The sequence below is a fragment of the Caulobacter sp. X genome (genome assembly GCF_002742635.1).
GTDB lineage: Bacteria > Pseudomonadota > Alphaproteobacteria > Caulobacterales > Caulobacteraceae > Caulobacter.
Genome location: NZ_PEGF01000001.1, coordinates 2,357,047 through 2,378,117, shown reverse-complemented (window position 1 = coordinate 2,378,117; position 21,071 = coordinate 2,357,047). Strand labels below are relative to the sequence as shown.

At 69.6% G+C, this 21,071-nt stretch carries 21 protein-coding genes; 12 read left to right on the top strand and 9 right to left on the bottom strand.

Features of this window, described 5'->3' with window-relative positions; genetic code table 11:
- Window positions 1-35: 35 nt before the first annotated feature.
- Window positions 36-737 (bottom strand): ribonuclease T2, encoded by a 702-nt coding sequence (locus CSW60_RS11020; protein ID WP_099537277.1) that lies wholly within the window; start codon window positions 735-737, stop codon window positions 36-38.
- 190 nt (window positions 738-927) lie between these two features.
- Here CSW60_RS11020 and CSW60_RS11015 point away from each other — a divergent pair, with 190 nt between their 5' ends.
- The 4 genes from CSW60_RS11015 to CSW60_RS11000 all read left to right on the top strand — a co-directional run bounded on the left by CSW60_RS11015 (window position 928) and on the right by CSW60_RS11000 (window position 8,626).
- Window positions 928-3,252 (top strand): TonB-dependent siderophore receptor, encoded by a 2,325-nt coding sequence (locus CSW60_RS11015; protein WP_099537276.1) that lies wholly within the window; start codon window positions 928-930, stop codon window positions 3,250-3,252.
- A 148-nt stretch (window positions 3,253-3,400) separates the two neighbouring features.
- A complete protein-coding gene (locus tag CSW60_RS11010; RefSeq protein ID WP_099537651.1) occupies window positions 3,401-4,084 on the top strand; it encodes a Fe2+-dependent dioxygenase in 684 nt (227 codons plus the stop codon).
- Between the two features lie 91 nt (window positions 4,085-4,175).
- Window positions 4,176-6,908 (top strand): PAS domain S-box protein, encoded by a 2,733-nt coding sequence (locus CSW60_RS11005; RefSeq protein ID WP_099537275.1) that lies wholly within the window; start codon window positions 4,176-4,178, stop codon window positions 6,906-6,908.
- A gap of 65 nt (window positions 6,909-6,973) precedes the next feature.
- Entirely contained in the window at window positions 6,974-8,626 is a 1,653-nt protein-coding gene (locus CSW60_RS11000) for an MFS transporter (RefSeq protein ID WP_099537274.1), read from the top strand.
- Here the strand turns inward: CSW60_RS11000 and CSW60_RS10995 are convergent.
- The gene (locus CSW60_RS10995) at window positions 8,623-9,522 is read right to left on the bottom strand and encodes an NAD(P)-dependent oxidoreductase (RefSeq protein WP_099537273.1); all 900 of its coding nucleotides are present in this window, start codon (window positions 9,520-9,522) and stop codon (window positions 8,623-8,625) included. The two genes, CSW60_RS11000 and CSW60_RS10995, sit on opposite strands and share 4 nt — an antisense overlap.
- Before the next feature lie 13 nt (window positions 9,523-9,535).
- Entirely contained in the window at window positions 9,536-9,847 is a 312-nt protein-coding gene (locus tag CSW60_RS10990; protein ID WP_236634244.1) for an MliC family protein, read from the bottom strand.
- A gap of 141 nt (window positions 9,848-9,988) precedes the next feature.
- Between CSW60_RS10990 and CSW60_RS10985 the strand changes: the two genes are divergently transcribed.
- The 3 genes from CSW60_RS10985 (at window position 9,989) to CSW60_RS10975 (ending at window position 12,905) form a co-directional block, all read left to right on the top strand.
- Entirely contained in the window at window positions 9,989-10,444 is a 456-nt protein-coding gene (locus tag CSW60_RS10985) for a (2Fe-2S)-binding protein (RefSeq protein WP_099537271.1), read from the top strand.
- The gene (locus CSW60_RS10980) at window positions 10,441-12,615 is read left to right on the top strand and encodes a xanthine dehydrogenase family protein molybdopterin-binding subunit (protein WP_099537270.1); all 2,175 of its coding nucleotides are present in this window, start codon (window positions 10,441-10,443) and stop codon (window positions 12,613-12,615) included. The genes CSW60_RS10985 and CSW60_RS10980 overlap by 4 nt, the downstream gene beginning before the upstream one ends.
- A gap of 71 nt (window positions 12,616-12,686) precedes the next feature.
- Window positions 12,687-12,905 carry a hypothetical protein gene (locus tag CSW60_RS10975; protein ID WP_099537269.1) on the top strand — a complete coding sequence of 73 codons (219 nt, stop codon included), beginning with the start codon at window positions 12,687-12,689 and terminating at the stop codon, window positions 12,903-12,905.
- Here the strand turns inward: CSW60_RS10975 and CSW60_RS10970 are convergent.
- On the bottom strand, window positions 12,877-13,524 hold the full coding sequence (locus CSW60_RS10970; protein ID WP_099537268.1) for an NTP transferase domain-containing protein: 648 nt from the start codon (window positions 13,522-13,524) through the stop codon (window positions 12,877-12,879). The genes CSW60_RS10975 and CSW60_RS10970 overlap by 29 nt on opposite strands.
- Window positions 13,525-13,553: 29 nt before the next feature.
- On the opposite strand from CSW60_RS10970, the gene moaA reads away from it, so the two are divergent.
- The 5 genes from moaA to moaC are packed head-to-tail and all read left to right on the top strand — an operon-like array spanning window position 13,554 to window position 16,334.
- A complete protein-coding gene (gene moaA, locus CSW60_RS10965) occupies window positions 13,554-14,597 on the top strand; it encodes a GTP 3',8-cyclase MoaA (protein WP_099537267.1) in 1,044 nt (347 codons plus the stop codon).
- 3 nt (window positions 14,598-14,600) lie between these two features.
- Window positions 14,601-14,840 (top strand): MoaD/ThiS family protein, encoded by a 240-nt coding sequence (locus CSW60_RS10960; protein WP_099537266.1) that lies wholly within the window; start codon window positions 14,601-14,603, stop codon window positions 14,838-14,840.
- A complete protein-coding gene (locus CSW60_RS10955; protein ID WP_099537265.1) occupies window positions 14,837-15,280 on the top strand; it encodes a molybdenum cofactor biosynthesis protein MoaE in 444 nt (147 codons plus the stop codon). The genes CSW60_RS10960 and CSW60_RS10955 overlap by 4 nt, the downstream gene beginning before the upstream one ends.
- Window positions 15,281-15,292: 12 nt before the next feature.
- A complete protein-coding gene (gene moaB, locus CSW60_RS10950; protein WP_099537264.1) occupies window positions 15,293-15,847 on the top strand; it encodes a molybdenum cofactor biosynthesis protein B in 555 nt (184 codons plus the stop codon).
- Window positions 15,848-15,860: 13 nt separating this feature from the next.
- Complete coding sequence (gene moaC, locus CSW60_RS10945) at window positions 15,861-16,334, top strand: cyclic pyranopterin monophosphate synthase MoaC (RefSeq protein ID WP_099537263.1); 474 nt, start codon at window positions 15,861-15,863, stop codon at window positions 16,332-16,334.
- Between the two features lie 9 nt (window positions 16,335-16,343).
- Here moaC and CSW60_RS10940 read toward each other — a convergent pair whose 3' ends face one another.
- The 5 genes from CSW60_RS10940 to tsaD form a co-directional block, all read right to left on the bottom strand.
- A complete protein-coding gene (locus CSW60_RS10940; RefSeq protein WP_099537262.1) occupies window positions 16,344-18,143 on the bottom strand; it encodes a methyl-accepting chemotaxis protein in 1,800 nt (599 codons plus the stop codon).
- A gap of 122 nt (window positions 18,144-18,265) precedes the next feature.
- Window positions 18,266-18,631 (bottom strand): Rieske (2Fe-2S) protein, encoded by a 366-nt coding sequence (locus CSW60_RS10935; protein WP_099537261.1) that lies wholly within the window; start codon window positions 18,629-18,631, stop codon window positions 18,266-18,268.
- 8 nt (window positions 18,632-18,639) lie between these two features.
- A complete protein-coding gene (locus CSW60_RS10930; protein ID WP_099537260.1) occupies window positions 18,640-18,921 on the bottom strand; it encodes a YciI family protein in 282 nt (93 codons plus the stop codon).
- 15 nt (window positions 18,922-18,936) lie between these two features.
- Window positions 18,937-19,935 (bottom strand): NAD(P)H-dependent glycerol-3-phosphate dehydrogenase, encoded by a 999-nt coding sequence (locus tag CSW60_RS10925; RefSeq protein WP_099537259.1) that lies wholly within the window; start codon window positions 19,933-19,935, stop codon window positions 18,937-18,939.
- Entirely contained in the window at window positions 19,932-21,035 is a 1,104-nt protein-coding gene (gene tsaD, locus CSW60_RS10920; protein ID WP_099537258.1) for a tRNA (adenosine(37)-N6)-threonylcarbamoyltransferase complex transferase subunit TsaD, read from the bottom strand. The genes CSW60_RS10925 and tsaD overlap by 4 nt, the downstream gene beginning before the upstream one ends.
- Window positions 21,036-21,071: the final 36 nt, after the last annotated feature.

Here is a 21,071-nt window from a genome sequence, read left to right as displayed (position 1 = left end):
GTTGCGGGATGACGATCTTTTATGAGGGGGCGACTCTATTCCCGCTTGGGCGTCACCTTCACCACCGCCATGTCGGGGACGCCGTTCCCGCCGCGACAGGCGGCCCATTTGAACTTCAGGTCCATGCAGACCCACACCTCGGTCAGCCGTCCGTCCTTGACGCGGACATTCAGGTCCTCCGGCGCGAGCTTGCGGTTGCGATCGAGGAAGGCTTTGCGGATTTCGCCCGCGGTCATGATCCCGTCGGCGCCGGGATCCAGGTCCGGCACGTTCAGCTTCTCGCGGATCTTGCGGGCCTTCTTGAAATAGGCCTCGGGCGTGTCCCACTGGCACGTTCCATGCGCCTGCCATTCGTGCTGCAGCAGCCAGGGCGAAGGCGTCATGCAGAGATTGGCCTTCACCGTCGCCGGACTCATCGGCGGGCTGGGGCGGCAATAGCGGGGATGAACCCTGTCCGGTCCATTGGGCCACAGACCATGCACCGTGAAGCCGAAGCTGTTGGCCTGGCACTGAATGGCCTTGTCCGACTCCGGGATGCCCGCGCGACACGACTCCGGCGACCAGAACAGCGCCAGCAGATAGGCCGCGATCGGCACGTCGGTATGGATCTCGTTCGGCGGCGGGACCTCGGACGGGGCGGGCGTCACCGACACCGGAATCGCGCAGGACTTCAGGTCGGAGGCCTGGGCGCCGCCCGCCAGGACCAGGAATGCGGCGGCGGCGAGGGCGGTCTTCATGCGTGACTCCGTTGAACGCGCGATAGGAACCGCGCGTCGCCCCTTGCGTCAAGAAAACCACAGAAGCGGCGCCATTTTTCAACACGGCCGCAATTGCGAACTATTATCATTGCGACTGCGTCTCAAGGTCGCTAAGAACGCCTCGCAATTTCAGGAAGGGCGAGTGAGCGCCCTCTGGGGAAAGACCAATATGCGTAATCCGACCTTCGCCGGCATTGTGAGCCGGCCCCGCCGCGCGCTGAGCGCCGCCGCCGTCGCCGGCCTCGCGGGCCTGGGCCTGCCTCAAGCCGTCGCCGCCGCCGGGCTGGACGCCGCCGCGCCGATCGCCACCGCGCCCGCCGCCGACAGCACCGAGGTCTCGGGCGTCCGGATCGACGCCAAGCGTGTCGCGGATCCCTCGTCGAGCAAGTTCACCGCGCCGCTGGTCGACACCCCCAAGTCCGTGACGGTCATCCCGTCCAAGATCATCGAGCAGACCGCCGCCACTTCGCTGCAGGACATCCTGCGCACCTCGCCGGGCATCACCTTCGGCGCGGGCGAGGGCGGCCAGCCCCTGGCGGACCGTCCGTTCATCCGCGGCCAGAGCTCGGGCAACAACGTCTTCGTCGACGGCGTGCGTGACAGCGGCGGCCAGGTCCGCGAAGTCTTCAACCTGGAACAGGTCGAGGTCGTGAAGGGCCCGGACAGCGCCTATAGCGGCCGCGGCTCGGGCGGCGGCAGCATCAACCTGTCGTCCAAGACGCCGAAGGCCGACAGCTTCGCGCGCGGCTCGGTCGCGATTGGCACCGACGAATATGTCCGCGCCACCGCTGACGCCAACTACGCGGTCAATGACAGCGTCGCCCTGCGCATCAACGTGATGGGCTCGCAAGGCAACACGCCGGGCCGCAAGTCCGTGGACTTCGACAAGTGGGGCGTGGCGCCCTCGCTGGCGATCGGCCTGAACGGCGACACCCAGCTGACCGTCAGCTACTACCACCTCGACAGCAACCAGACGCCCGACTACGGCATCCCGCTGATCACCAAGACGACCCAGCCGCGGACGGAGTCGGGCATCCTGGCCGTCGATCGCCGCAGCTTCTACGGGGTCAAGTCGCGCGACTATCAAAAAACCAAGTCGGACATCGCGACCTTCGCCATCGATCACCGGATCAATGACGAGCTGAACGTGCGCCAGGTGGTGCGCTATTCGAAGTCGCTGAACGACTACATCGTCACCAATCCGGGCGATGGCGGCGCGGCCCAGTTCGTCCAGGGTCAATGGTGGATGAAGCGCGGCACCAAGACCCGCTGGAATCCGACCGAAAGCGTCGCGGCCGTCACCGACATGCACGGCAAGAAGACCGTCTTCGGCCTGGAGCACAGCTTCGACGTCGGTATCGAGCTGAGCCGCGAAGAAAACCGTAACGCCACCTACTCGACCTACACCACCTCGGGCTCGGCCTGCCCGACGGGCTTCACCATCGCCGCCAGCACGCTGGCCAGCCTTGGCGCGGGCGACTGCACCCTGGTCTACGCGCCGAACGACAAGGACAGCTGGACGGGCGTCATCAACCGCAGCCCCGCGTCGCGCAACGTCGCCAAGACGGTGGCGGTCTACGGCTTCGACACCATCAAGTTTGGCGACAAGTGGTTGCTGAACCTGGGCCTGCGCCACGACAGCTACGACAGCTCGGGCGTCGATGTCTCCGCCACCCAGTCGCAAGGCGTCTTCACCTCGGCGACCTACACCCCCCGCAAGGGCTCGTGGGACTTCACCAACTACCAGGCGGGCCTTGTCTACAAGCCCACCGCCAGCTCCAGCCTTTACGTCTCGTACGGCACGTCCTCGACCCCGCCGGGCATCTCGGCCGGCGACCAGAACAGCAACACCGCGACGGGCACGGGCAATCTGGCCACGACGCAGCTCGAACCCGAGGAAAGCGAAAGCTTCGAGGCCGGCGCCAAGGCCAATGTCTTCCACGACACGCTCGCCCTGTCGGCGGCGGCGTTCAAGACCACGCGCAAGAACGCCCAGATCCAGATCGACGCCAACACCTACGCCCAGGTCGGCGAGGTCGAGGTCAAGGGCTTCGAGCTCGGCTTCTCGGGCAATGTCACGCCCAAGTGGCAGGTGTTCGGCGGCTACACCTATATGGACAGCGAACTGGTCCGCGGCGCCTACACCAGCGTCAACCAGGGCGATCCGCTGGCCAACACGCCCAAGCACAGCTTCTCGACCTTCACGACCTACAAGGTCCTGCGGAACGTCTCGCTGGGCGGCGGCGCCTACTACGTCTCCAAGAGCTTCGGCGGCAACCAGGGCGGCGCCGGCGGCGGGACGAACCGGATCTACGCGCCGTCGTACTGGCGCTATGACGCCTTCGCCTCGTGGGCCATCAGCAAGACGGCCGACCTGCAGCTCAACGTCCAGAACCTGACGGACGAGCGCTACATCCTGCGGACCAACGGCGTCCACCACGCCGATCCGGCTCCGGGACGCCAGGCGCTGCTGACCCTGAACGTGAAGTACTGATCCTCCCCTTGAAGGCTTCACGCCAACGCCCCGCCCGGCTTTCGTCGGTCGGGGCGTTTTTCCTTTTGATCCGGGCGATGATCTGATGCGGATCAAGGGAAAGGCCGGCCGATCCAGCTAGGAATGGTTCGCAAATAGGATGTCTCTCATGATGCTGCAGATCCCCGAAGTGCTGACCAAGGCCCAGGTCGCCGAATGCCGCGCGATCCTCGACGCCGGTCCGTGGGTCGACGGCAATGTGACCTCCGGCTTCCAGGCCGCCATGGCCAAGAATAACGAGCAGCTGCCGCAGGAGAGCGCCGAGGCCCGCCATGTCGGGGCGATCATCGTCCAGGCGCTGGAGGCCAATCCGCTGTTCGTTTCGGCCGCTCTGCCGCGCACCATCCTGTCGCCGATGTTCAACCGCTATGGCGAGGGCATGGGCTTTCGGGACCACGTCGACAACTCGATCCGCCGCGATCCGGTGACCGGCCTGAAGCTGCGCACCGACCTGTCGTGCACCCTCTTCCTGGCCGAGCCGGAGGACTACGACGGCGGCGAGCTGGTCGTGAACGACCTCTATGGCGACCACGTCGTCAAGCTGGGGGCCGGGGACGCGATCCTCTATCCCAGCACCAGCCTGCACCACGTCACGCCGGTCACGCGCGGCGCGCGGGTCGCCAGCTTCTTCTGGATCCAGAGCCTGGTGCGCGACGACGTCAAACGCAGCCTGCTGCTGGACATGGACGTCGCCATCCAGCGCCTGTCGCGCAAGACCGGTCAGGACGAGGAGGGGATTCTCTCGCTGACGGGCGTCTATCACAACCTGCTGCGGCAATGGGCCGAGGTCTGATTTTTCGGGATGACAGCTGCAAGAACAGCGGTATCGCGAACCTAAAGTTTACGGTTGCGCCGCACGATCCGCCAAACCTTGCGGAGATTGGATGCCGGAGCCGGCGAACAAAGGGGTGGGTGTCGATACGACGGCTCAAACGTCCTCGTCTTTTGACGAGGGCGAGGCGGCGCGTTGGTTCTTCGACAACGCCAGCGACCTCTTCGCCATCGTCTCTCCGGAAGGCCGCTTTATCAGGGTGAACGGCGCCTGGACCACGCTTACCGGCTGGTCCGCCGACGAACTGGTGGGGCGTCCGACCATCAAGTTCGTGCATCCCGACAGCCACGCCGAACTGATCGGCTCCTCGCGCCGCCTGCGCGAGGTGGGCTGGGCGATCAACGAGGTTCGCTTTGTCTGCAAGGATGGTCGCTCGGTCTGGCTGCAAGGCCGCTCGCGCCTGGGGCCAAACGGCGAGATGATCGGGTTGATGCACGACGTCTCCAGTGAGGTGGAGGCGCGGACCGAGCTGGAGACCGCGCGGCGGACACGCGAGATGCTGGCCGAGGCCGCCGGGATCGGCGTCTGGACCTATGAGCCCGAGACAGGCCACGTCGATTGGACTCCGGACGCTCTGGCCCAGCTGGGCCTGACGCCCGCCGACATCGCCACGACCGCGCTGTTTTTCGAACGCGTGGCGCCCGAACAGCGCACCAAGGTGAGCGACGCCTTCAAGCGGGCCATCGCCACGGGCGAGGGCGGAACGATGGAGTACCGGCTGCGGGGCGATCACGGCCGCTGGCTGACCTTCCGCAGCACCTACCGCACCGAGCCGCGCCCGGGCGGGATCTACGCGCTCAAGGGCATTTCGCAGAACATCACCGACGTGGCGCGCAGCCGGGACAAGGCGATCTGGAGCGAGCGTCGCGCGCGCCGGCTGATCGAGGACGCGCCGTTCGCGGTCGGCGTCTACGACGTGGACATGCGTCTTCGCCTGGTCAGTCCCAAGTTCCTCGAAATCTTCAAGGCGTCCGAGGCGGACGTGATCGGCAAGTCGCTGGACGAACTGACCAACGGCAGTCGCCGCCGTTTCGTCGCTGGCGTTGCTCGGGCCTTGTTGGGCGAGACCGTGACCCGCCGCGAGGATCGCCTGCTGGACGCCGAGGGCGGCGAGCATTGCCTGCGCTGGGAGGCGCGGCCCTGGCGTGACGTGAATGGCGAGATCGTCGGCGTCATCACCTATATGGACGACGTGACGGCCCTGGCGGCGGCGCGGCGGGAGGCCCGCATCAATGCGCGGCGCCTGAAGGTCGCCCTGGGCGCGGCGCGGGCTGGCGTCTACGAGATCGACCACGAGCGAGAGAGCTTCTGGGGCTCGCCCGAGTTCCATCGCATGATGGGCCGGCGGGTGGGCTATGAGGATGTCCGCGAAGCCATCTGGCCGATGATCCACCCCGAGGATCGGGCGAGGCTCTACGCCGTCGCCGCCGAATGGCGCCTTCAGGGCGACCATGGCGCCCGCGAATACGACGTACGGCTGTCGCCGTCCGAGGGCGAAACCCGCTGGATCCGGGTGTTCCACGAGGTGCGTCGCGACCCCAGCGGACGGCCTCGCAAGGCCTTTGGCCTCGTGCTCGATATCGATGAGCACAAGCGGGCCGAACTGGCCCTGATGGCCGCCGAACGCGCGGCCCAGGCGGCCAGCGAGGCCAAGGCGCAGTTCCTGGCCAATATGAGCCATGAGATCCGCACCCCGATGAACGGCGTGCTCGGCGTCCTGCATGTGCTCAAGCGCGAACTGCCCGACGGCGAGAACGCCGAGCTGCTCGGCGAGGCCCTGGCCGCGGGCCAGATGCTGTCGACGCTGCTCGACGACGTGATCGACATTTCCCGAATCGAGGCGGGGCGGCTGGAGCTGAACCGCGAGGCGGTCGACCCCGCCGAGCTGGCGCGCGGGGTCGTGCGCCTGCTGGCGGGACCCGCGTCCGAGAAAGGGCTGCGGCTGGAGCTCGACATCGTCCAGAACCTGGGCTGGATCGAGACGGACGCGACCCGGGTGCGTCAGGCTTTGTTCAATCTGATCGGCAACGCGGTGAAGTTCACCGTGAAGGGCTCTGTCACGGTGCGGGTGCGCCGGCTGGGCGCGCCGGATGACCAGCGGCTGGTGTTCGACGTGATCGACACCGGCGTCGGCGTGCCGCTGGCGGCGCAGGCGCGTCTGTTCGACCGCTTTCAGCAGGCCGACGCCAGCACCACGCGTCGCTTTGGCGGGTCGGGTCTGGGCTTGGCGATCAGCCGCAATCTGGCGCGCATGCTGGGCGGCGACATCACCCTGCTTTCGAAGCCGGGCGTGGGCTCGACGTTCAGCCTGACCATCGCCGCGCCGCCGGCGCTCGCGCCCGTCGGGACGGGGCTCGAGACCGAGGACCTGCTGGCGGGGCTGCGGGTGCTGGTGGTCGAGGACAATGCGACGAACCAGCTTGTGGCCCGGCGCATCCTCGAGCAGCTGGGCGCGGCGGTCTCCGTGGCCGATGACGGCGCCTCCGGCGTCGCCGCGGCGCGAGACGGCGCCTTCGACCTGATCCTGATGGACGTGCAGATGCCCGGCATGGACGGGCTGGAGGCGGCGCGGCGGATCCGCGCCTTGCCGGGCGAGGCCGGGCGTGCGCCGATCATCGCCCTGACCGCCAATGTCATGGCTCACCAGCGCGCGGCCTACCAGGCCGCCGGCATGGATGGAGTCGCCGCCAAGCCGATCTCGCCGACCGCCCTCGTGACCGAGATTCTCCGCCTGTCGAATGAAGCGTCGTCTGGCGCGAGCGCCGGGCAAGGCGCTCTGGCCTAACGACGTTCCGCCTCTTTCCCCCGCGGCCGGAAGCACGCTAAAGCAGGAGAAAACCGGGGGAACATATGGCTGACCAGGGTCAGGAACGCGCCTCGATGCGCACCGTGGTGGCGGCGTCTTCGGCCGGCACGGCGTTCGAGTGGTACGACTTCTTCATCTTCGGCAGCCTGGCCCAGGTCATCTCCAAGACGTTCTTCGCCGGTCTCCCCGAGACCGCGGGCTATATCGCCGCCCTGGCGCTTTTCGGCGTTGGCTTCGCGTTCCGGCCGTTGGGCGCCTTGGTGTTCGGCAAGATCGGCGACCAGGCCGGCCGCAAGGGGGCGTTCCTGGCCACCGTGCTGCTGATGGGCGGCGCGACCTTCGCCATCGCCTTCCTGCCGACCTATCAGCAGGCGGGGATCCTCTCGCCGATCCTGCTCGTCCTGATGCGCTGCGTGCAGGGCTTCGCCTTGGGCGGCGAGTATGGCGGGGCGGCGATCTACGTCGCCGAGCATTCGCCGCCGGATCAGCGCGGCTGGTCGACCTCGTGGGTGCAGACCTCGGCCGCGTTCGGCCTGTTCGGCGCGCTGCTGGTCATCCTGCTCACCCGTTGGATCCTCGGCGTACATGTCGGACCCGAGGCTTTCGACGCCTGGGGCTGGCGCGTTCCGTTCGCCGTCTCGATCGGCCTCCTCGGCGTCTCGGTCTGGATGCGGATGAAGCTGACCGAAAGCCCAACCTTCGCGGCGATGAAGGCCGAGGGCGAGGCCTCCAAGGCCCCCTATGCCGAGGCGTTCGGCCAGTGGAAGAACCTGAAGCTCGTCCTGCTGGCCTTCTTCGCCATGATGTCGGCGCAGGGGGCGGTCTGGTACACCAGCTTCTTCTACGTCCAGACCTTCATGGAGAAGTTCCTGAAGGTCGATCCGGTCGACATCAACGGCCTGATGATGACGGCCACGGCGATCAGCGCCATCTTCTATGTCGTGTTCGGCTGGCTGTCGGACCGCATCGGCCGCAAGCCCGTGATGCTGGGCGGCATGACCCTGGCGCTGTTGTTCTACTTCCCGGGCTTCCACCTCTTGGAGAAGGCCGCCAACCCGGCCCTCGCCGAGGCCAGCGCCCGCGCGCCCGTCGTGGTGGTCGCCGACCCTCAGGACTGTTCGCTGCAGTTCGATCCGGTGGGCAAGGCGGCGTTCGTCACCGCCTGCGACATCGTCAAGGGCGCCCTAGCCAACGCCGGCGTGTCCTACGTCAACCAGAAGGCCGCCCCCGGAATGGTGGCGAGCATGAAGGTCGGCGGCGTCGAGGTGGCCTCGCAGAGCGCCAAGGGCCTGCCGAAAGCCCAGGCCAAGGCCGTGAAGACGGCGGTCGAGGCCAAGATCAAGGCCGCGCTGGCCCAGGCCGGCTATCCGGCCAAGGCCGATCCGGCGCGGATGAACCGGCCGATGATGCTGGCGGTGCTTCTGGTGTTCGTCATCGGCGCCACGGCGCTGTTTGGCCCGCTGGCGGCCTGCCTGGTCGAGCTGTTCCCGACCCGGGTGCGCTACACCGCCCTGTCGCTGCCCTATCATATCGGCACGGGCTGGGTGGGCGGCTTCGTGCCCTTCTTCGCCTTCGCCATCGTGACCGCCGTCGGCGATATCTATGCCGGTCTCTGGTACCCGGTGGCCTTCACCCTGCTGAGCGTCCTGACCACCCTGTTCTTCCTGCCCGAGACCAAGGGGCGGCCGCTGGACTAGCCTTCCGCCCGCGCCACGGGCAGGACTTCGACGGCGACGCCAGCCTCCGCCAGCGACCCTAGCAGGGCCGGCGCCACGGGCCGCGCGTGCAGCCAGACCACCTGACGCCCCTCGCGCGCCAAAATCGTCAGGTGGGCCGCGTCAGCCTCGTCGGGCGCCAGGCGTTCGACGTCGCGGCGGGCCAGCTTGACGACCTCCGGATCGGCGTCCGGATCGATCACCGCGACATCGGCGGTTCCGAGAGCGCGAACGGCGCGCAGGCTCAGGAGGTCGACCGGCCCGTCGGCCGCCAGGAGCTTCACGCCGCCGGCGCGCGCCTCGCCTCGGGCCAGGGCCTCGCGCAGCAGCGCCTCGGCCCGCGCCATGTCGCCGGCCAGGGCGGCTTCCGCCGCGGGACCCCGCACGGCCGCGCGTAGGAACGCCCGCCGCTCGTGCAGGACGGGCAGGGCGGCGCGCACCTCGTCTTGGAATCGGGCGAGCAGGGCGGCGACGCGTCCGATGCCTTCCGGGACCTGGGTCTCGATGGCGTTGCGCAGCAGGGTCGCCATCACCGGCGCCGAACCGCCCGTGCCGACCGCCGCCACCACCTGTCCCCGGTCGATGATGGCGGGGGTGTTGAAATCGCAGAGCGCCGGGCGATCGACGACGTTGAGCAGCGCGCCGGCCGCCCGCGCCGCCGCGACGGCGGCCTGGACGAAGGTCTCGTCGGCGTCACCCACGAACACCAGGATCGCGCCCTCGTAGGCGGCGGGCGAGAAGGCCTCCGGCGCCCGCAGGCGCACGACTTCGGCGGGAGAGCCCTCGAACAGCCGCGCCTTGGCCTCGGCCGGTTCGCCCGACCCGGCGATCACGACCTTGCGCCCGGCCAGCGGGAAGTAGGCGGGAAAGGAATCCACTCGGGTCCTCGCGCTATTGCGAACTGCAGTCCAGGTAGGGACCGCCCGGAAAGCCTTTGAGCGTGGCGGCGGGGCCCTTGCCCCAGATTTCGGCGTTTCCGGCCGTATAGCGCGCGCCGGAGCCCGAGCGCGCCAGTTTCAGCGTCCGGGTGACCCCGCCGGCGGTCACCACGACCCGCTTGCCGTGCAGCGCATAGGCGGCCGTGAAGCCCTTGCCCGCCTGGCAGCGATAGCGGATCGGCGCGTCGGTGGCGTCCGGCGCCAGGGTCGCGCAGCCCGCGGCCGTGAGGGCCAGCAAGGCCAGTGGGACTAGGGCGCGCCGCATGAGAGGGCCTCCGGTGGTCGAGGCGGGCAGCATAGCGGGTTTGGGTCGCGGCGATCCAGGCGATCACGATTTACTCTGGTCAAGCCGGATGTGAACGGTGTTAGCTTTTCCGCAAAGCTTTGCACGGGGAGGAAATCGGGCATGGCGACGACGCTCGACATCAATGGCAAGCCGGTGACGGCCCAGGCCGCGCCCGACACGCCGCTTCTGTGGGTCCTGCGCGACGAGCTGGGACTGACCGGAACGAAGTTCGGCTGCGGCATGGCCCAATGCGGGGCTTGCACCGTCCATCTGGACGGCCAGCCGATCCGCTCGTGCGTGACGCCGATCGCCGCGGTCGGCGCGGGCAAGATCACCACCATCGAAGGTCTGGGCGGCGCTCACCCGGTGCAGCAGGCCTGGGTGCGCCATGACGTGCCCCAGTGCGGCTACTGCCAGTCCGGCCAGATCATGTCGGCCGCCGCCTTGCTAGCCGAGAAGCCCAAGCCCTCGGACGAGGACATCGACGGCGCCATGGCCGGGAACATCTGCCGCTGCGGCGCCTATCAGCGCATCCGCGCGGCGATCAAGGACGTCGCCGAGGGAGGCGCCCAATGAACGCGCCCTTCAAACCCGAAGCGCCCAGCCGCCGCGACGTGATCGTGGCCGCCTCGCTGGTCGGCGGCTCGCTGCTGGTCGGCTGCTCGCCGGCCGATCTGATGAGCATGGGCTCCAAGGTCGAGGTCGGCGCCTTCGGTCCCTTCATCAAGATCGCGCCCGACGGCGCGGTGACCGTGATCTCCAAGCACATCGAGTTCGGCCAGGGCAATCATGCCGGCCTCTCGGCCATCGTCGCCGAGGAGCTGGACGCCGACTGGAGCCGCGTGCGGGTCGAGCAGGCCCCGGCCAACGCCAAGCTCTATGCGAACGGCGCGCTTGGGGCACAGCTGACGGGCGGCTCGTCGGCGATCTCGAACTCGTGGGAACAGCTGCGTAAAGCCGGCGCGACGGCGCGCGCCATGTTCGTCCAGGCCGCCGGCAACCGCTGGAACGTCCCGGTCGGCGAGATCACCGTCAAGGACGGCGTGCTGACCCACGCCTCGGGCAAGACCGCCGCCTTCGCCGACCTCTTGGCGGACGCCGCCAAGGTCCCGCCGCCCAAGGACGTCAAGCTGAAGGACCCCAAGGCCTTCACCCTGATCGGCACGGACCGCGTGCGCCGCAAGGACTCCCAGGCCAAGAGCGACGGGACGGCGCGCTACACCCAGGACGTCCATCTGCCGAACATGCTGACCGCCATGGTCGCGCACCCGCCGCGCTTCGGCGCCAAGGTGAAGAGCTTCGACGCCGCCGAGGCCAAGAAGGTCCCCGGCGTGGTCGACGTCTTCCAGATCCCGACCGGCGTCGCGGTGGTCGCCCAGAACACCTACGCCGCCAAGCTGGGCCGCGAGGCCCTGAACATCACCTGGGACGAGGCGGAGGCGGAAAAGCGCGGCTCGGCCGCCATCACCCAGTTGTTCAAGGACGTGGCCGCCGGCAAGGACGCCTCGGCCAAGTGGGAGCCCTTCGACCAGCGCGGCGACGCTACGTCCCTGGCGGCGGCCAAGGGCGACGGCGTGTTCGAGGCGACCTACGAGTTCCCCTACCTGGCCCACGCCACCATGGAGCCGATGAACTGCGTCGCCTCTGTGGACGGATCCAAGGTCAAGCTGACGTTCGGCTCGCAGGGCCAGACCCTGGACCAGCTGAACGCGGCCAAGATCGTGGGTTGCCTGCCTGGATCGGTCGAGATCGAGACCCTGTTCGCCGGCGGCTCGTTCGGCCGCCGCGCCAACTTCCAGTCCGACTATGTCGCCGAATGCGTCCACATCGCCAAGACGGTCGGCGACGGCCGGCCGGTGAAGCTGGTCTGGACGCGGGAGGACGACATGCGGGCGGGCTACTTCCGGCCGATCGTCGTCCACGCGGTCAAGGTCAAGCTGGACAAGGACGGCTATCCGGCCGCCTGGCGCCACCGCATCGTCACCCAGTCGATCATGAAGGGCTCGCCCATGCCGGCGGGCAAGGGGCCGGACCAGACGGCGGTCGAGGGCGCGGCGGGCTCGCCCTATCTGAAAGCGACGCCCGTGGTCGACGCCCAGGTCGCTTGCCCGGATGTCGGCGTGCCGGTGCTATGGTGGCGCTCGGTCGGCGCGACCCACACGGCCTTCGTGATGGAGCACACGATTGACCAGCTGGCGCGCCAGGCCGGCAAGGACCCGATCGACTACCGGCGGGCGCTGTATCGCAAGGCCGGGGCGGATCGGCATCTGGCGGTTCTGAACCACGCGGTCGAGAAGGCCGGCCAGGCCGTGACGCCGGGCTGGACGCGAGGCGTCGCCGTGCACGAAAGCTTCGGCTCGGTCGTGGCCCAGGTCGCCGAGGTCAAGGTGGAGAACGGGGTCCCGCGCGTCGGACGCGTCGTCACCGCCATCGACTGCGGCGTGGCGATCTCGCCCGACCAGATCGCCGCCCAGATGGAGGGTGGGACCTGTTATGGCCTGTCGGCGGCGCTGTTCGGCGAGGTGACCCTGACCGACGGCAAGGTCGACCAGGGCAATTTCGACGCCTACCGCGTGCTGCGGATCAACGAGGCGCCGACGGTCGAGACCCATGTCGTCCCCTCGGGCAATCCGCCCAGCGGCGTGGGCGAGCCAGGCACGCCGGTGATTGGGCCGGCCGTCGCCAACGCCCTGTTGGCGCTCGACCAGCGCGTCACCCACCGACTTCCCCTGATCCGGGGCGCCTGACGACGCGGCAAGCTGGACGGAATCGACCTATCCGAGCATTGTGACCCTGTTCGCCAAAGCGTGGGGTGTTCATGGCCGAGCTGTCGGGGTCCTCGGAAGACCATATCGAGGACGATATCGCGGAGTTCCGCGAAGCTCTGTCGCGCATCCGCGAGGACCATCGCAGGGTCTTGCTGATCCTGGTGCCGCGCCTGGCGGCGATGCAGGAGCGCGGCGACACCGAAGGCGCCCTGGCCCTGGTCGCCAGGATCCAGGAAATCCTCAGCGATCCCGAGCGCCCGCTTCAGTAAGGGGCTCCGCGAGTCGGGCCAGGTCCTCGGGCCGGTCGACGTCGAGCAGCACGCCCAGGTCGTCGACCTCGACGGCGACGAGGCGCGGGCCGGCCTCGACGACCAGCTTGCGCGCGCCCTCGTCGCCCGTGCGCGTCCTGAGGGCGGCCAGCCAGTTCGCGCCGAACAGGACCGGATGGCCGCGCCGCCCGTCGTGGACGGGAATGACGATGCGGTCGGGCCCATACAAGGCGGCCGTCAGGCGCGCCGGCGTCTCCGGCCGGATCGCCGGCATGTCGCCGAGGAAGACGAAGACGCCGTCCACATCCTCTGACACCGCCGCCGCGACGTCGCCCAAGGATGCTCCCATGCCGTCGGCGGCGTTGGGCGCGGGGACGAGCACAAGGCGCTCCTGGGCCTTCAGACTTGTCGCCTCGGCCCTCAACGCCGCGACCAGGCGCGGATCGTCTCCGACCGCGACCAGAACCCGTCGCGCGGGCGCGGCGAGGGCGGTTCGCAGGGCCCAGGCGACGAGCGGCGCGCCGTTCAGATCGGCGAGCAGCTTGTCGCCGCCGAACCGGGCGCCGCGCCCGGCCGCCAGGACGATCGCCTCCAAGACCGGGGTATGGCTTTGCGTCATCTGCTCTAGCGCCTATCTTCCAGTCAGACATGACGCCCTATGACGACAGCCCCGCGCAAGCGGTCTTGGCCTCGACCAGCCCGCCCGCCCTAGTGGACGGCTTCGGGCGCGCCGTCACCTATCTGCGCGTCTCCGTCACCGACCGCTGCGACCTGCGCTGCGTCTATTGCATGGCCGAGCACATGACCTTCCTGCCGAAGGCCGACGTGCTGACCCTGGAGGAGCTGGACCGCCTGGCTTCGACCTTCGTGGCGCTGGGCGTGCGCAAGCTGCGCCTGACCGGCGGCGAGCCGCTGGTGCGGAAGGGTTTCATGACCCTGGTCGAGCGCCTGTCGCGGCACCTCAAGTCCGGCGCGCTCGACGAGCTGACCCTGACCACCAACGGCGCCCAGCTCGAGCGCTACGCTAGCGAACTCGCCCAGCACGGGGTGAAGCGGATCAACGTCTCGCTCGACACCCTCGATCCGGTCGTCTTCCGCCGCTTGACCCGAGGCGGCGACGTCGCCCGCGTGATCGCCGGGATCGACGCGGCTCAAGCGGCTGGCATGATGGTCAAGATCAACGCCGTGGCGCTGAGGGACGACAACGCCAAGACGCTTCCGGACCTGATCGCCTGGGCCCACGCCCGCGGCTGCGACGTCAGCCTGATCGAGACCATGCCGCTGGGCGAGGTGGAGCAGGATCGCACCGACCAGTTCCTGTCGCTGGCCGAGGTGCGCCGGGATCTGGCCTCGTTCTGGACGCTGGAGGACATCCCGCTCGTCACCGGCGGGCCGGCCCGCTACGTGCGGATCGCCGAGACGGGCGGACGCCTCGGCTTCATCACCCCGCTCAGCCACAATTTCTGCGACGCCTGCAACCGCGTGCGCCTGACCTGCACCGGCACCCTGCACACCTGCCTGGGCCGCGAGGACGCCAGCGACCTGCGGGCCGTGCTGCGGTCGGGCGCCGACGAGGCCGGGCTGCGCCGGGCGATCTTCGCGGCCATCGGCGCCAAGCCTGAGGGCCACGACTTCCAGATCGCCGCCGCCCGGCCGGCCGTGGCGCGGCACATGTCGACGACGGGAGGCTAGCCGATGGCGCGCGTGTTGCTGTTCGGAAGGCTGGCCGACCGGGCCGGCTGGCGCGACCGCCTGATCGAGGCGGGCGATCTTTCCGCCCTGCGCGCGGCGCTCGCCGCCGAGGACGCCGATCTGGCCGAGGCCCTGGCCGGGCCCGGCGTCCAGGTCGCGGTCGACAAGGTGCTGGTCCGGGGCGAGACGGCGCTGGCCGCCGGCGCCGAGGTCGCCTTCCTGCCGCCGATGAGCGGCGGATGACGGTCGCCCTGACCGACCAGCCGTTCGAGCCGGGCGCCCTGGTCACGGCCTTCTGCGCCAATCGCGCCGAGACCGGCGCCGTGGCGACCTTCGTGGGCCTGGCTCGCGCCGAGCGGGGCGCGGCCGCGGCGTTGGAGCTCGAGGCCTATCCCGGCTTCACCGAGGCGGCGATCGGGGAGATCGCCGACCAGGCCACGGCGCGTTTCCAGCTTCAGGATGTCCAGATCGTCCATCGCATTGGCCGCATCGCGCCTGGGGAGGCGATCGTCTTTGTCGCCACCGCCGCCGGTCATCGCCGCGAGGCGTTCGAGGCCTGCGACTTCCTGATGGATTATCTGAAGAGCCGCGCGCCCTTCTGGAAGAAGGAGCACGGCCAGGACGGCGCGCGCTGGATCGAGCCGACGGACCGCGATAGGACCGACGCGCAACGCTGGGATTGAATGGAGACACGGATGTCGGACGCGGGCCTCAAGCCGGGCGGCGGAATCAAGCCGGAGCTGCCGTTCAAGCCCGTGCGCGTCGCGGTGCTGACCGTCTCGGACACCCGCGACGAGACGACCGACACCTCGGGCCAGATCCTGGTCGAGCGCATCCAGGCCGCCGGTCATGAGCTGGCCGGCCGGGTCGTGGTCCGCGACGACATCGAGAAGATCCGCGCCCAGGTCCGGGCGTGGATCAGCAGCAAGGGCGTGGACGCCATCGTCACCACCGGCGGCACCGGCCTGACGGGTCGCGACGTCACGGTCGAGGCGCTGGAGCCTCTGTTCGACAAGAAGATCGACGGCTTCTCGGTGGTGTTCCACCTGGTGTCCTACGCCTCGGTGGGCCTCTCAACCCTGCAGTCGCGCGCCACGGCCGGGCTGATCGACGGCGTCTTCGTCTTCTGCCTGCCGGGCAGCAACGGCGCGGTGAAGGACGGCTGGGACAAGCTCATTTCCGCGCAGTTGGACAGCCGTCACAAGCCTTGCAACATGGTCGAGCTGATGCCCCGGCTTCTCGAAAAATGAGGCTGTTGGAACAGTGAGCAAGCTGACCCACATCGACGACCAGGGCCGGGCCCGCATGGTCGACGTCTCGGACAAGGTCTCGACGGCGCGCGAGGCGGTCGCCGCCGGGTTTGTGCGGATGAGTCCCGAGACCCTCGCGCTGGCGGTGTCCGGCTCCGGCCGCAAGGGCGACGTGCGCGCCGTGGCCGAGCTGGCCGGGGTGATGGCCGCGAAGAAGACCTCGGACCTGATCCCGCTGTGCCATCCGCTGGCGCTGTCGAAGGTCGAGGTGTCGGTCGAGCCCGCCGACGGCGGCCTCGCGGTCACCGCCCGGGTCAAGACCACGGGCCCCACCGGCGTCGAGATGGAGGCCCTGACGGCCGCCTCGATCGCCTGCCTGACGATCTACGACATGCTGAAGGCCGCCGAGAAGGGCATGGTCATCGAGGCCGTGCGCCTGCTGGAGAAGACCGGCGGCAAGTCGGGCGACTGGTCGGCGGAAGCCTAGGGAGCGGGGTCAGGCCGCCGCCGCGCTCCGCGCCTCGGCGCTGATGCGCAGTTCGCCCATGCGCTGGGCTAGGCGGGTGGCTTCCTGGGCCAGGGCGTGGCTGGCGGCGGTGGTCTGCTCGACCATGGCCGCGTTCTGCTGGGTGACCTGGTCCATCTGGGCCACGGCGCCGTTGACCTCGACGAGGCCTCGGGCCTGCTCGGCCGCGGAGGCGGCCATGTCGCGCACCAGGCTGTCGATCTGCTGGACCTCGGCGGCGATGGCGCGCAGGACCTCGCCGGTGCGGCCGACTTGCTGGACGCCGTGATCGACCTCGGCCGAGCTGGTGTCGATCAGGTCCTTGATCTCCTTGGCGGCGTCCGCCGAGCGCTGGGCCAGGGCCCGCACTTCCTGGGCGACGACCGCGAAGCCGCGACCGGCTTCGCCCGCCCGCGCCGCCTCGACCCCGGCGTTCAGCGCCAGAAGGTTGGTCTGGAAGGCGATCTCGTCGATGACGACGATGATCTTGCCGATCTGCGACGAGGACTTCTCGATCGCCTCCATGGCCCCGACGGCCTGGTCGACGATGTCGCCGCTGGCGTTGGCGGCCTCGCGGGCCCGTTCGACCACCGAGCGCGTACGGCCGGTCGTCTCGGCGGTCTGGCGCACCTTGGCGGTGATCTGGTCCAGCGCGGCGGCGGTCTCTTCCAGGCTGGCGGCCTGCTGTTCCGTGCGCCGAGCCAGGTCGTCGGCGGCCGAGGTGATCTCGCGCGAGCCGCCGTGGATCATGTTGGAGGCCTCGAGCGAGGCGGCGATCACGGCCGACAGCTTCTCGACGGCGGCGTTGAAGTCGACGCGCAGCCGCTCGTAGCCTTCCGGGAAGCGGCGGTCGATCCGATGCGAGAGGTCGCCGTCCGACAGGTGGTCGAGCGCTTCGGCCAGGCTGCTGACGACCGCCTTCTGGACGGCGTCGGCCTCGTCGCGGCGGCGCTCGGCTTCACGACGCTCGATTTCCAGCGCCTCCCGCACGTCGGCGGCCTCGAGGTCCTTCTGGCGCGCTTGGATCGTATCGTGGAAGGCGCGCAGGGCGTGGGTCATCTCGCCGATCTCGTCGCGGCTCTTGATCACCGGCAGGACGACGTTGACGTCGCCGTTCGCCAGAGCGCGGAGCGCGCGGGTCACCGTCTTGAGCGGCAGGACCAGGCCCTGGCGGGCGGCGAAGATCAGCAAGCCGGCGAAGACGGCGGCGGTCAGAAGCAGCGCGCCCATCACCGCCTGGCCGATGAGGCCGAGGGATTTGGCGGCGTTGGCGTCATGGGTGGCGGCCGCTTCGATCTTGCCTGACGCCGCCTCCATCTTGTCTTCCAGAGCCGAGAACTGCGTCGCGAAGCCCGCCAACCGGGCGCGCGCGCCGGCGGGGTCGCTGTCGGCGATGGCGACGATGCCGTTGGCGGCGGCGATGTAGGCGGCCAGCGGCGCCTTGACCTCGGAGAGGGCCACGCTCACCGCCGGATCGTGGGCCAGTTGGCCGCCCTCGGCGATGTCCTGCTTGAAGGCGGTGGTGTGCTCGGCCAGATCAGCGCGGACGGCCTTCAGATCGACGCCGAGCGCCGGATCGCTGGACATGATCGCGCCCATCACATCGGCGCGCAGGGCGTCATGCATCATGTCGCCGTGCATGTGCAGGCGCAGGATGCGTGCCGAGCCTTCCGCGCGGACCAGGGCTAGGTCGAGGCTGTGGGCCACCCAGAGCCCCGTGCCAGCCGTCGCCGCGCACAACAGGGCCGCGCCCGCCGCCGCGCCCATGACTTTCCGCCCGAGGGACGCCATGCCGATCTCTCCGCCTTCGCTTGAACGCGAGGAGGATGCGGGATGATTTGGCTAACGGCGCTTAACCACGTCGTCCAACCGACAGTGGCATAGTGTCGCGGCGATCTCGGAATGGGTGTTGTTCAGGTAACGAAGACCTGCCCGTCGCGAACGGCGACCGGCCAGGGCGCCAGGGCCTGGTTCGGACAAGGACCAGCGACACAGGCGCCGTCCTCGATCTTGAACAGCGCGCCATGCCCCGCGCACAGGATATAGTCGTTTTCGCGCGTCAGATAGCGACCCGCGAACCCCGCCAGCGGCCAGCCGGCGTGGGGGCAGCTGTCGACATAGCCGACCAGCGTGTCGCCTTGACGCACCACGAAGCCGGCGAACAGGGCGTCGCCCTCGCGGAACCGGAAGCCCTTCGAGCCGGACGAGGGGATCTCGTCCAGCGCGCACAGCAGGGTTCCGGCCGCGGGCCGGGCGGGATTGTCGAGGTCGCCGCGCAAGCTTTGGCCTAGAGCGAGCCGATCGCCACGCGCCAGGGCCGCACCTCGACGCTCTCGAACACGCCGGCGGCGGTGAAGGGATCGTTGTCGGCCTGGGCCTGGGCGGCGGCCAGGTCCTCGGCCTCCACGATCAGCAGCGAGCCCATCGGATTGCCGTCGTCGCCCAGCAGGGCGCCGGCCAGCTTCAGGCCCTTGGACTGGTTCAGATAATCGAGGTGGGTGGGACGCGTCGCCAGGCGGGTGTCCAGCGCGCCCGGCTTGTCCTTGCAGATGATGGCGAAGAGGGCCATGCGGCGATCCTTGTTCTAGAAGCCTTCGGATTTCAGGGGACGCGCCAGCAGGGCGGCGATGGCGGCGTCCACCGCCAGCTCGCCGTCGAGGATGGCGGCGACCGCCTCGCAGATCGGGACCTCGACGCCCAGCTTGCGGGCCAGGGCGCGGACGGCGGGGGCCGAGGCGACGCCCTCGGCGACCGACAGCTTCCCGGCCAGCGCCTGCTCCAGGGTCAGGCCCTGGCCCAGGGCCAAGCCGACGCTCATGTTGCGCGACTGCGGGCTGGAGCAGGTGAGCACCAGGTCGCCCAGGCCGCACAGGCCGTTCAGCGTCTCGGCCCGGGCGCCGAGCGCCACGGCGAAGCGGGTCAGTTCGGCGAAGCCGCGCGTGATCACCGAGGCGTGGGCGCTGCGACCCAGGCCCTTGCCCTCGACGACGCCGCAGGCGATGGCCAGGACGTTCTTCACGGCGCCGCCGGCCTCGGCCCCGATCATGTCGCCGGCGACATAGGGGCGGAAGGTCGGGGTGGCGATGGCGTGGGCGATGGCGCGGGCCAAGCTCTCGTCGTCGCAGGCCAGGGTGACGGCGGTTGGCAGCCCCCGGGCCACCTCGCCCGCGAAGCTGGGGCCGGACAGCACCGCGATCGGCGCGCCGGGAATGGTCTCGGCCGCGACCTCGGTCATCAGCTTCAGCGAGCCCTGCTCGACGCCCTTGGCGCAGAGCACGACCGGGACGCCCGGCTTCAGGTGCGGCGCCAGGGCGCCCAAGGCCGAGCGCAGGTGCTGGGCCGGGGCGACGGCCAGGATCAGGTCGCAGGCGGCCAGGGCGCTCATCTCGGCGGCGGCGTGGATCGCCGGCTCCAGCGTCACGGCCGGCAGGAACAGGGCGTTCTCGTGCGCGTCGTTGATCGAGGCGACCACCTCGGCCTCGCGGGCCTGCAGGGTGACTTGAAGACCGGCGCGCGCGCAGACCTGGGCCAGGGCCGTGCCCCAGGCGCCGGCGCCGATCACGCCCGCATGGTGGAAGGTCATGCCTTGGCTCCCTTGCGGCCGTAAGCGTTGGCGGGATTGGCGAGCGCGGCGGCCTCGTCCAGCGGCCAGCGCGGACGGGCGACGGCGTCGAGATCGTCGGAAATGCCCAGGGCCAGCCGCTCGGCGCCGGCCAGGGCGATCATGGCGGCGTTGTCGGTGCAGTAGGCCAGGGGCGGGGCGGCGAACGAAAAGCCGTTCTTCTCGCAATTGGCCAGCAGGGCCGCGCGCACCGCGCCGTTGGCGGCCACGCCGCCGGCGACGACGAAGCGCAGGTCGTCCGCTCCGTGGCTTTCCTTGTAGAGCTTCATCGCCCGATCGACCCGCTCGGACAGCTGGCGGGCGATGGCGGCCTGGACGCCGGCGGCCAGGTCGCGGCGCTCCTCGCCCGTGGTCAGGGTCTCGGCGATCCGCGCGGCGGCGGTCTTCAGGCCCGAGAACGAGAAGTCGCAGTCCTTGCGGCCGAGCAGGGCGCGCGGCAGCGGATAGCGGTCGGGATTCCCGCCGACGGCCAGTTTCTCCAGCGCCGGACCGCCCGGATAGGGCAAGCCCAGGCTCTTGCCGATCTTGTCGAAGGCCTCGCCCGCCGCGTCGTCGATCGTGGTGCCCAGCCGCTTGCAGGCGCCGACCCCGGCCACCTCCAGGAGCTGGCAGTGGCCGCCAGAGACCAGCAGCAGCAGGAACGGATAGCCGACGTCCGCGCCCAGGCGGGCCGAGACCGCGTGGCCTTCCAGGTGGTTCACCGCCACCAGCGGCACGTCGCGCGCCAGCGACACCGCCTTGCCGAACGCCAGGCCGACCATTACCCCGCCGACCAGGCCGGGGCCCGCCGTGGCCGCCACGCCGTCGAGGTCTTCGAAGCCGAGACCCGCCGCCCGCATGGCCTCGGCGGCGATGGCGTCGATCGACTCGACATGGGCCCGGGCCGCCAGCTCTGGCACCACCCCGCCGAACGGCGCGTGCTGCTCGAATTGGGTCCCGATGATCGAGGACAGCACCTGGACCGTCCCGTCCTCGTCCCGGCGCACGACCGAGGCCGCGGTCTCGTCGCAGCTGGTCTCCAGGCCAAGGATCGTGAGCCCCGAGGGCTTAAGGGAGGTCATTGGTTGCGGGCCTTTCGCCGCTCCTGTAGCAGCGAG

Coding starts and splice junctions, on each gene's coding strand:
- CSW60_RS11010 (WP_099537651.1), top strand. CDS start 3,401: ATGATGCTGCAGATCCCCGAAGTGCTGACCAAGGCCCAGGTCGCCGAA.
- CSW60_RS10955 (WP_099537265.1), top strand. CDS start 14,837: ATGACGGTCGCCCTGACCGACCAGCCGTTCGAGCCGGGCGCCCTGGTC.
- CSW60_RS10970 (WP_099537268.1), bottom strand. CDS start 13,524: ATGACGCAAAGCCATACCCCGGTCTTGGAGGCGATCGTCCTGGCGGCC.
- moaB (WP_099537264.1), top strand. CDS start 15,293: ATGTCGGACGCGGGCCTCAAGCCGGGCGGCGGAATCAAGCCGGAGCTG.
- CSW60_RS10990 (WP_236634244.1), bottom strand. CDS start 9,847: ATGCGGCGCGCCCTAGTCCCACTGGCCTTGCTGGCCCTCACGGCCGCG.
- moaA (WP_099537267.1), top strand. CDS start 13,554: ATGACGCCCTATGACGACAGCCCCGCGCAAGCGGTCTTGGCCTCGACC.
- CSW60_RS11005 (WP_099537275.1), top strand. CDS start 4,176: ATGCCGGAGCCGGCGAACAAAGGGGTGGGTGTCGATACGACGGCTCAA.
- CSW60_RS10960 (WP_099537266.1), top strand. CDS start 14,601: ATGGCGCGCGTGTTGCTGTTCGGAAGGCTGGCCGACCGGGCCGGCTGG.
- CSW60_RS10985 (WP_099537271.1), top strand. CDS start 9,989: ATGGCGACGACGCTCGACATCAATGGCAAGCCGGTGACGGCCCAGGCC.
- CSW60_RS11020 (WP_099537277.1), bottom strand. CDS start 737: ATGAAGACCGCCCTCGCCGCCGCCGCATTCCTGGTCCTGGCGGGCGGC.
- CSW60_RS10930 (WP_099537260.1), bottom strand. CDS start 18,921: ATGGCCCTCTTCGCCATCATCTGCAAGGACAAGCCGGGCGCGCTGGAC.
- tsaD (WP_099537258.1), bottom strand. CDS start 21,035: ATGACCTCCCTTAAGCCCTCGGGGCTCACGATCCTTGGCCTGGAGACC.
- CSW60_RS11015 (WP_099537276.1), top strand. CDS start 928: ATGCGTAATCCGACCTTCGCCGGCATTGTGAGCCGGCCCCGCCGCGCG.
- CSW60_RS10980 (WP_099537270.1), top strand. CDS start 10,441: ATGAACGCGCCCTTCAAACCCGAAGCGCCCAGCCGCCGCGACGTGATC.
- CSW60_RS11000 (WP_099537274.1), top strand. CDS start 6,974: ATGGCTGACCAGGGTCAGGAACGCGCCTCGATGCGCACCGTGGTGGCG.
- CSW60_RS10940 (WP_099537262.1), bottom strand. CDS start 18,143: ATGGCGTCCCTCGGGCGGAAAGTCATGGGCGCGGCGGCGGGCGCGGCC.
- CSW60_RS10925 (WP_099537259.1), bottom strand. CDS start 19,935: ATGACCTTCCACCATGCGGGCGTGATCGGCGCCGGCGCCTGGGGCACG.
- CSW60_RS10975 (WP_099537269.1), top strand. CDS start 12,687: ATGGCCGAGCTGTCGGGGTCCTCGGAAGACCATATCGAGGACGATATC.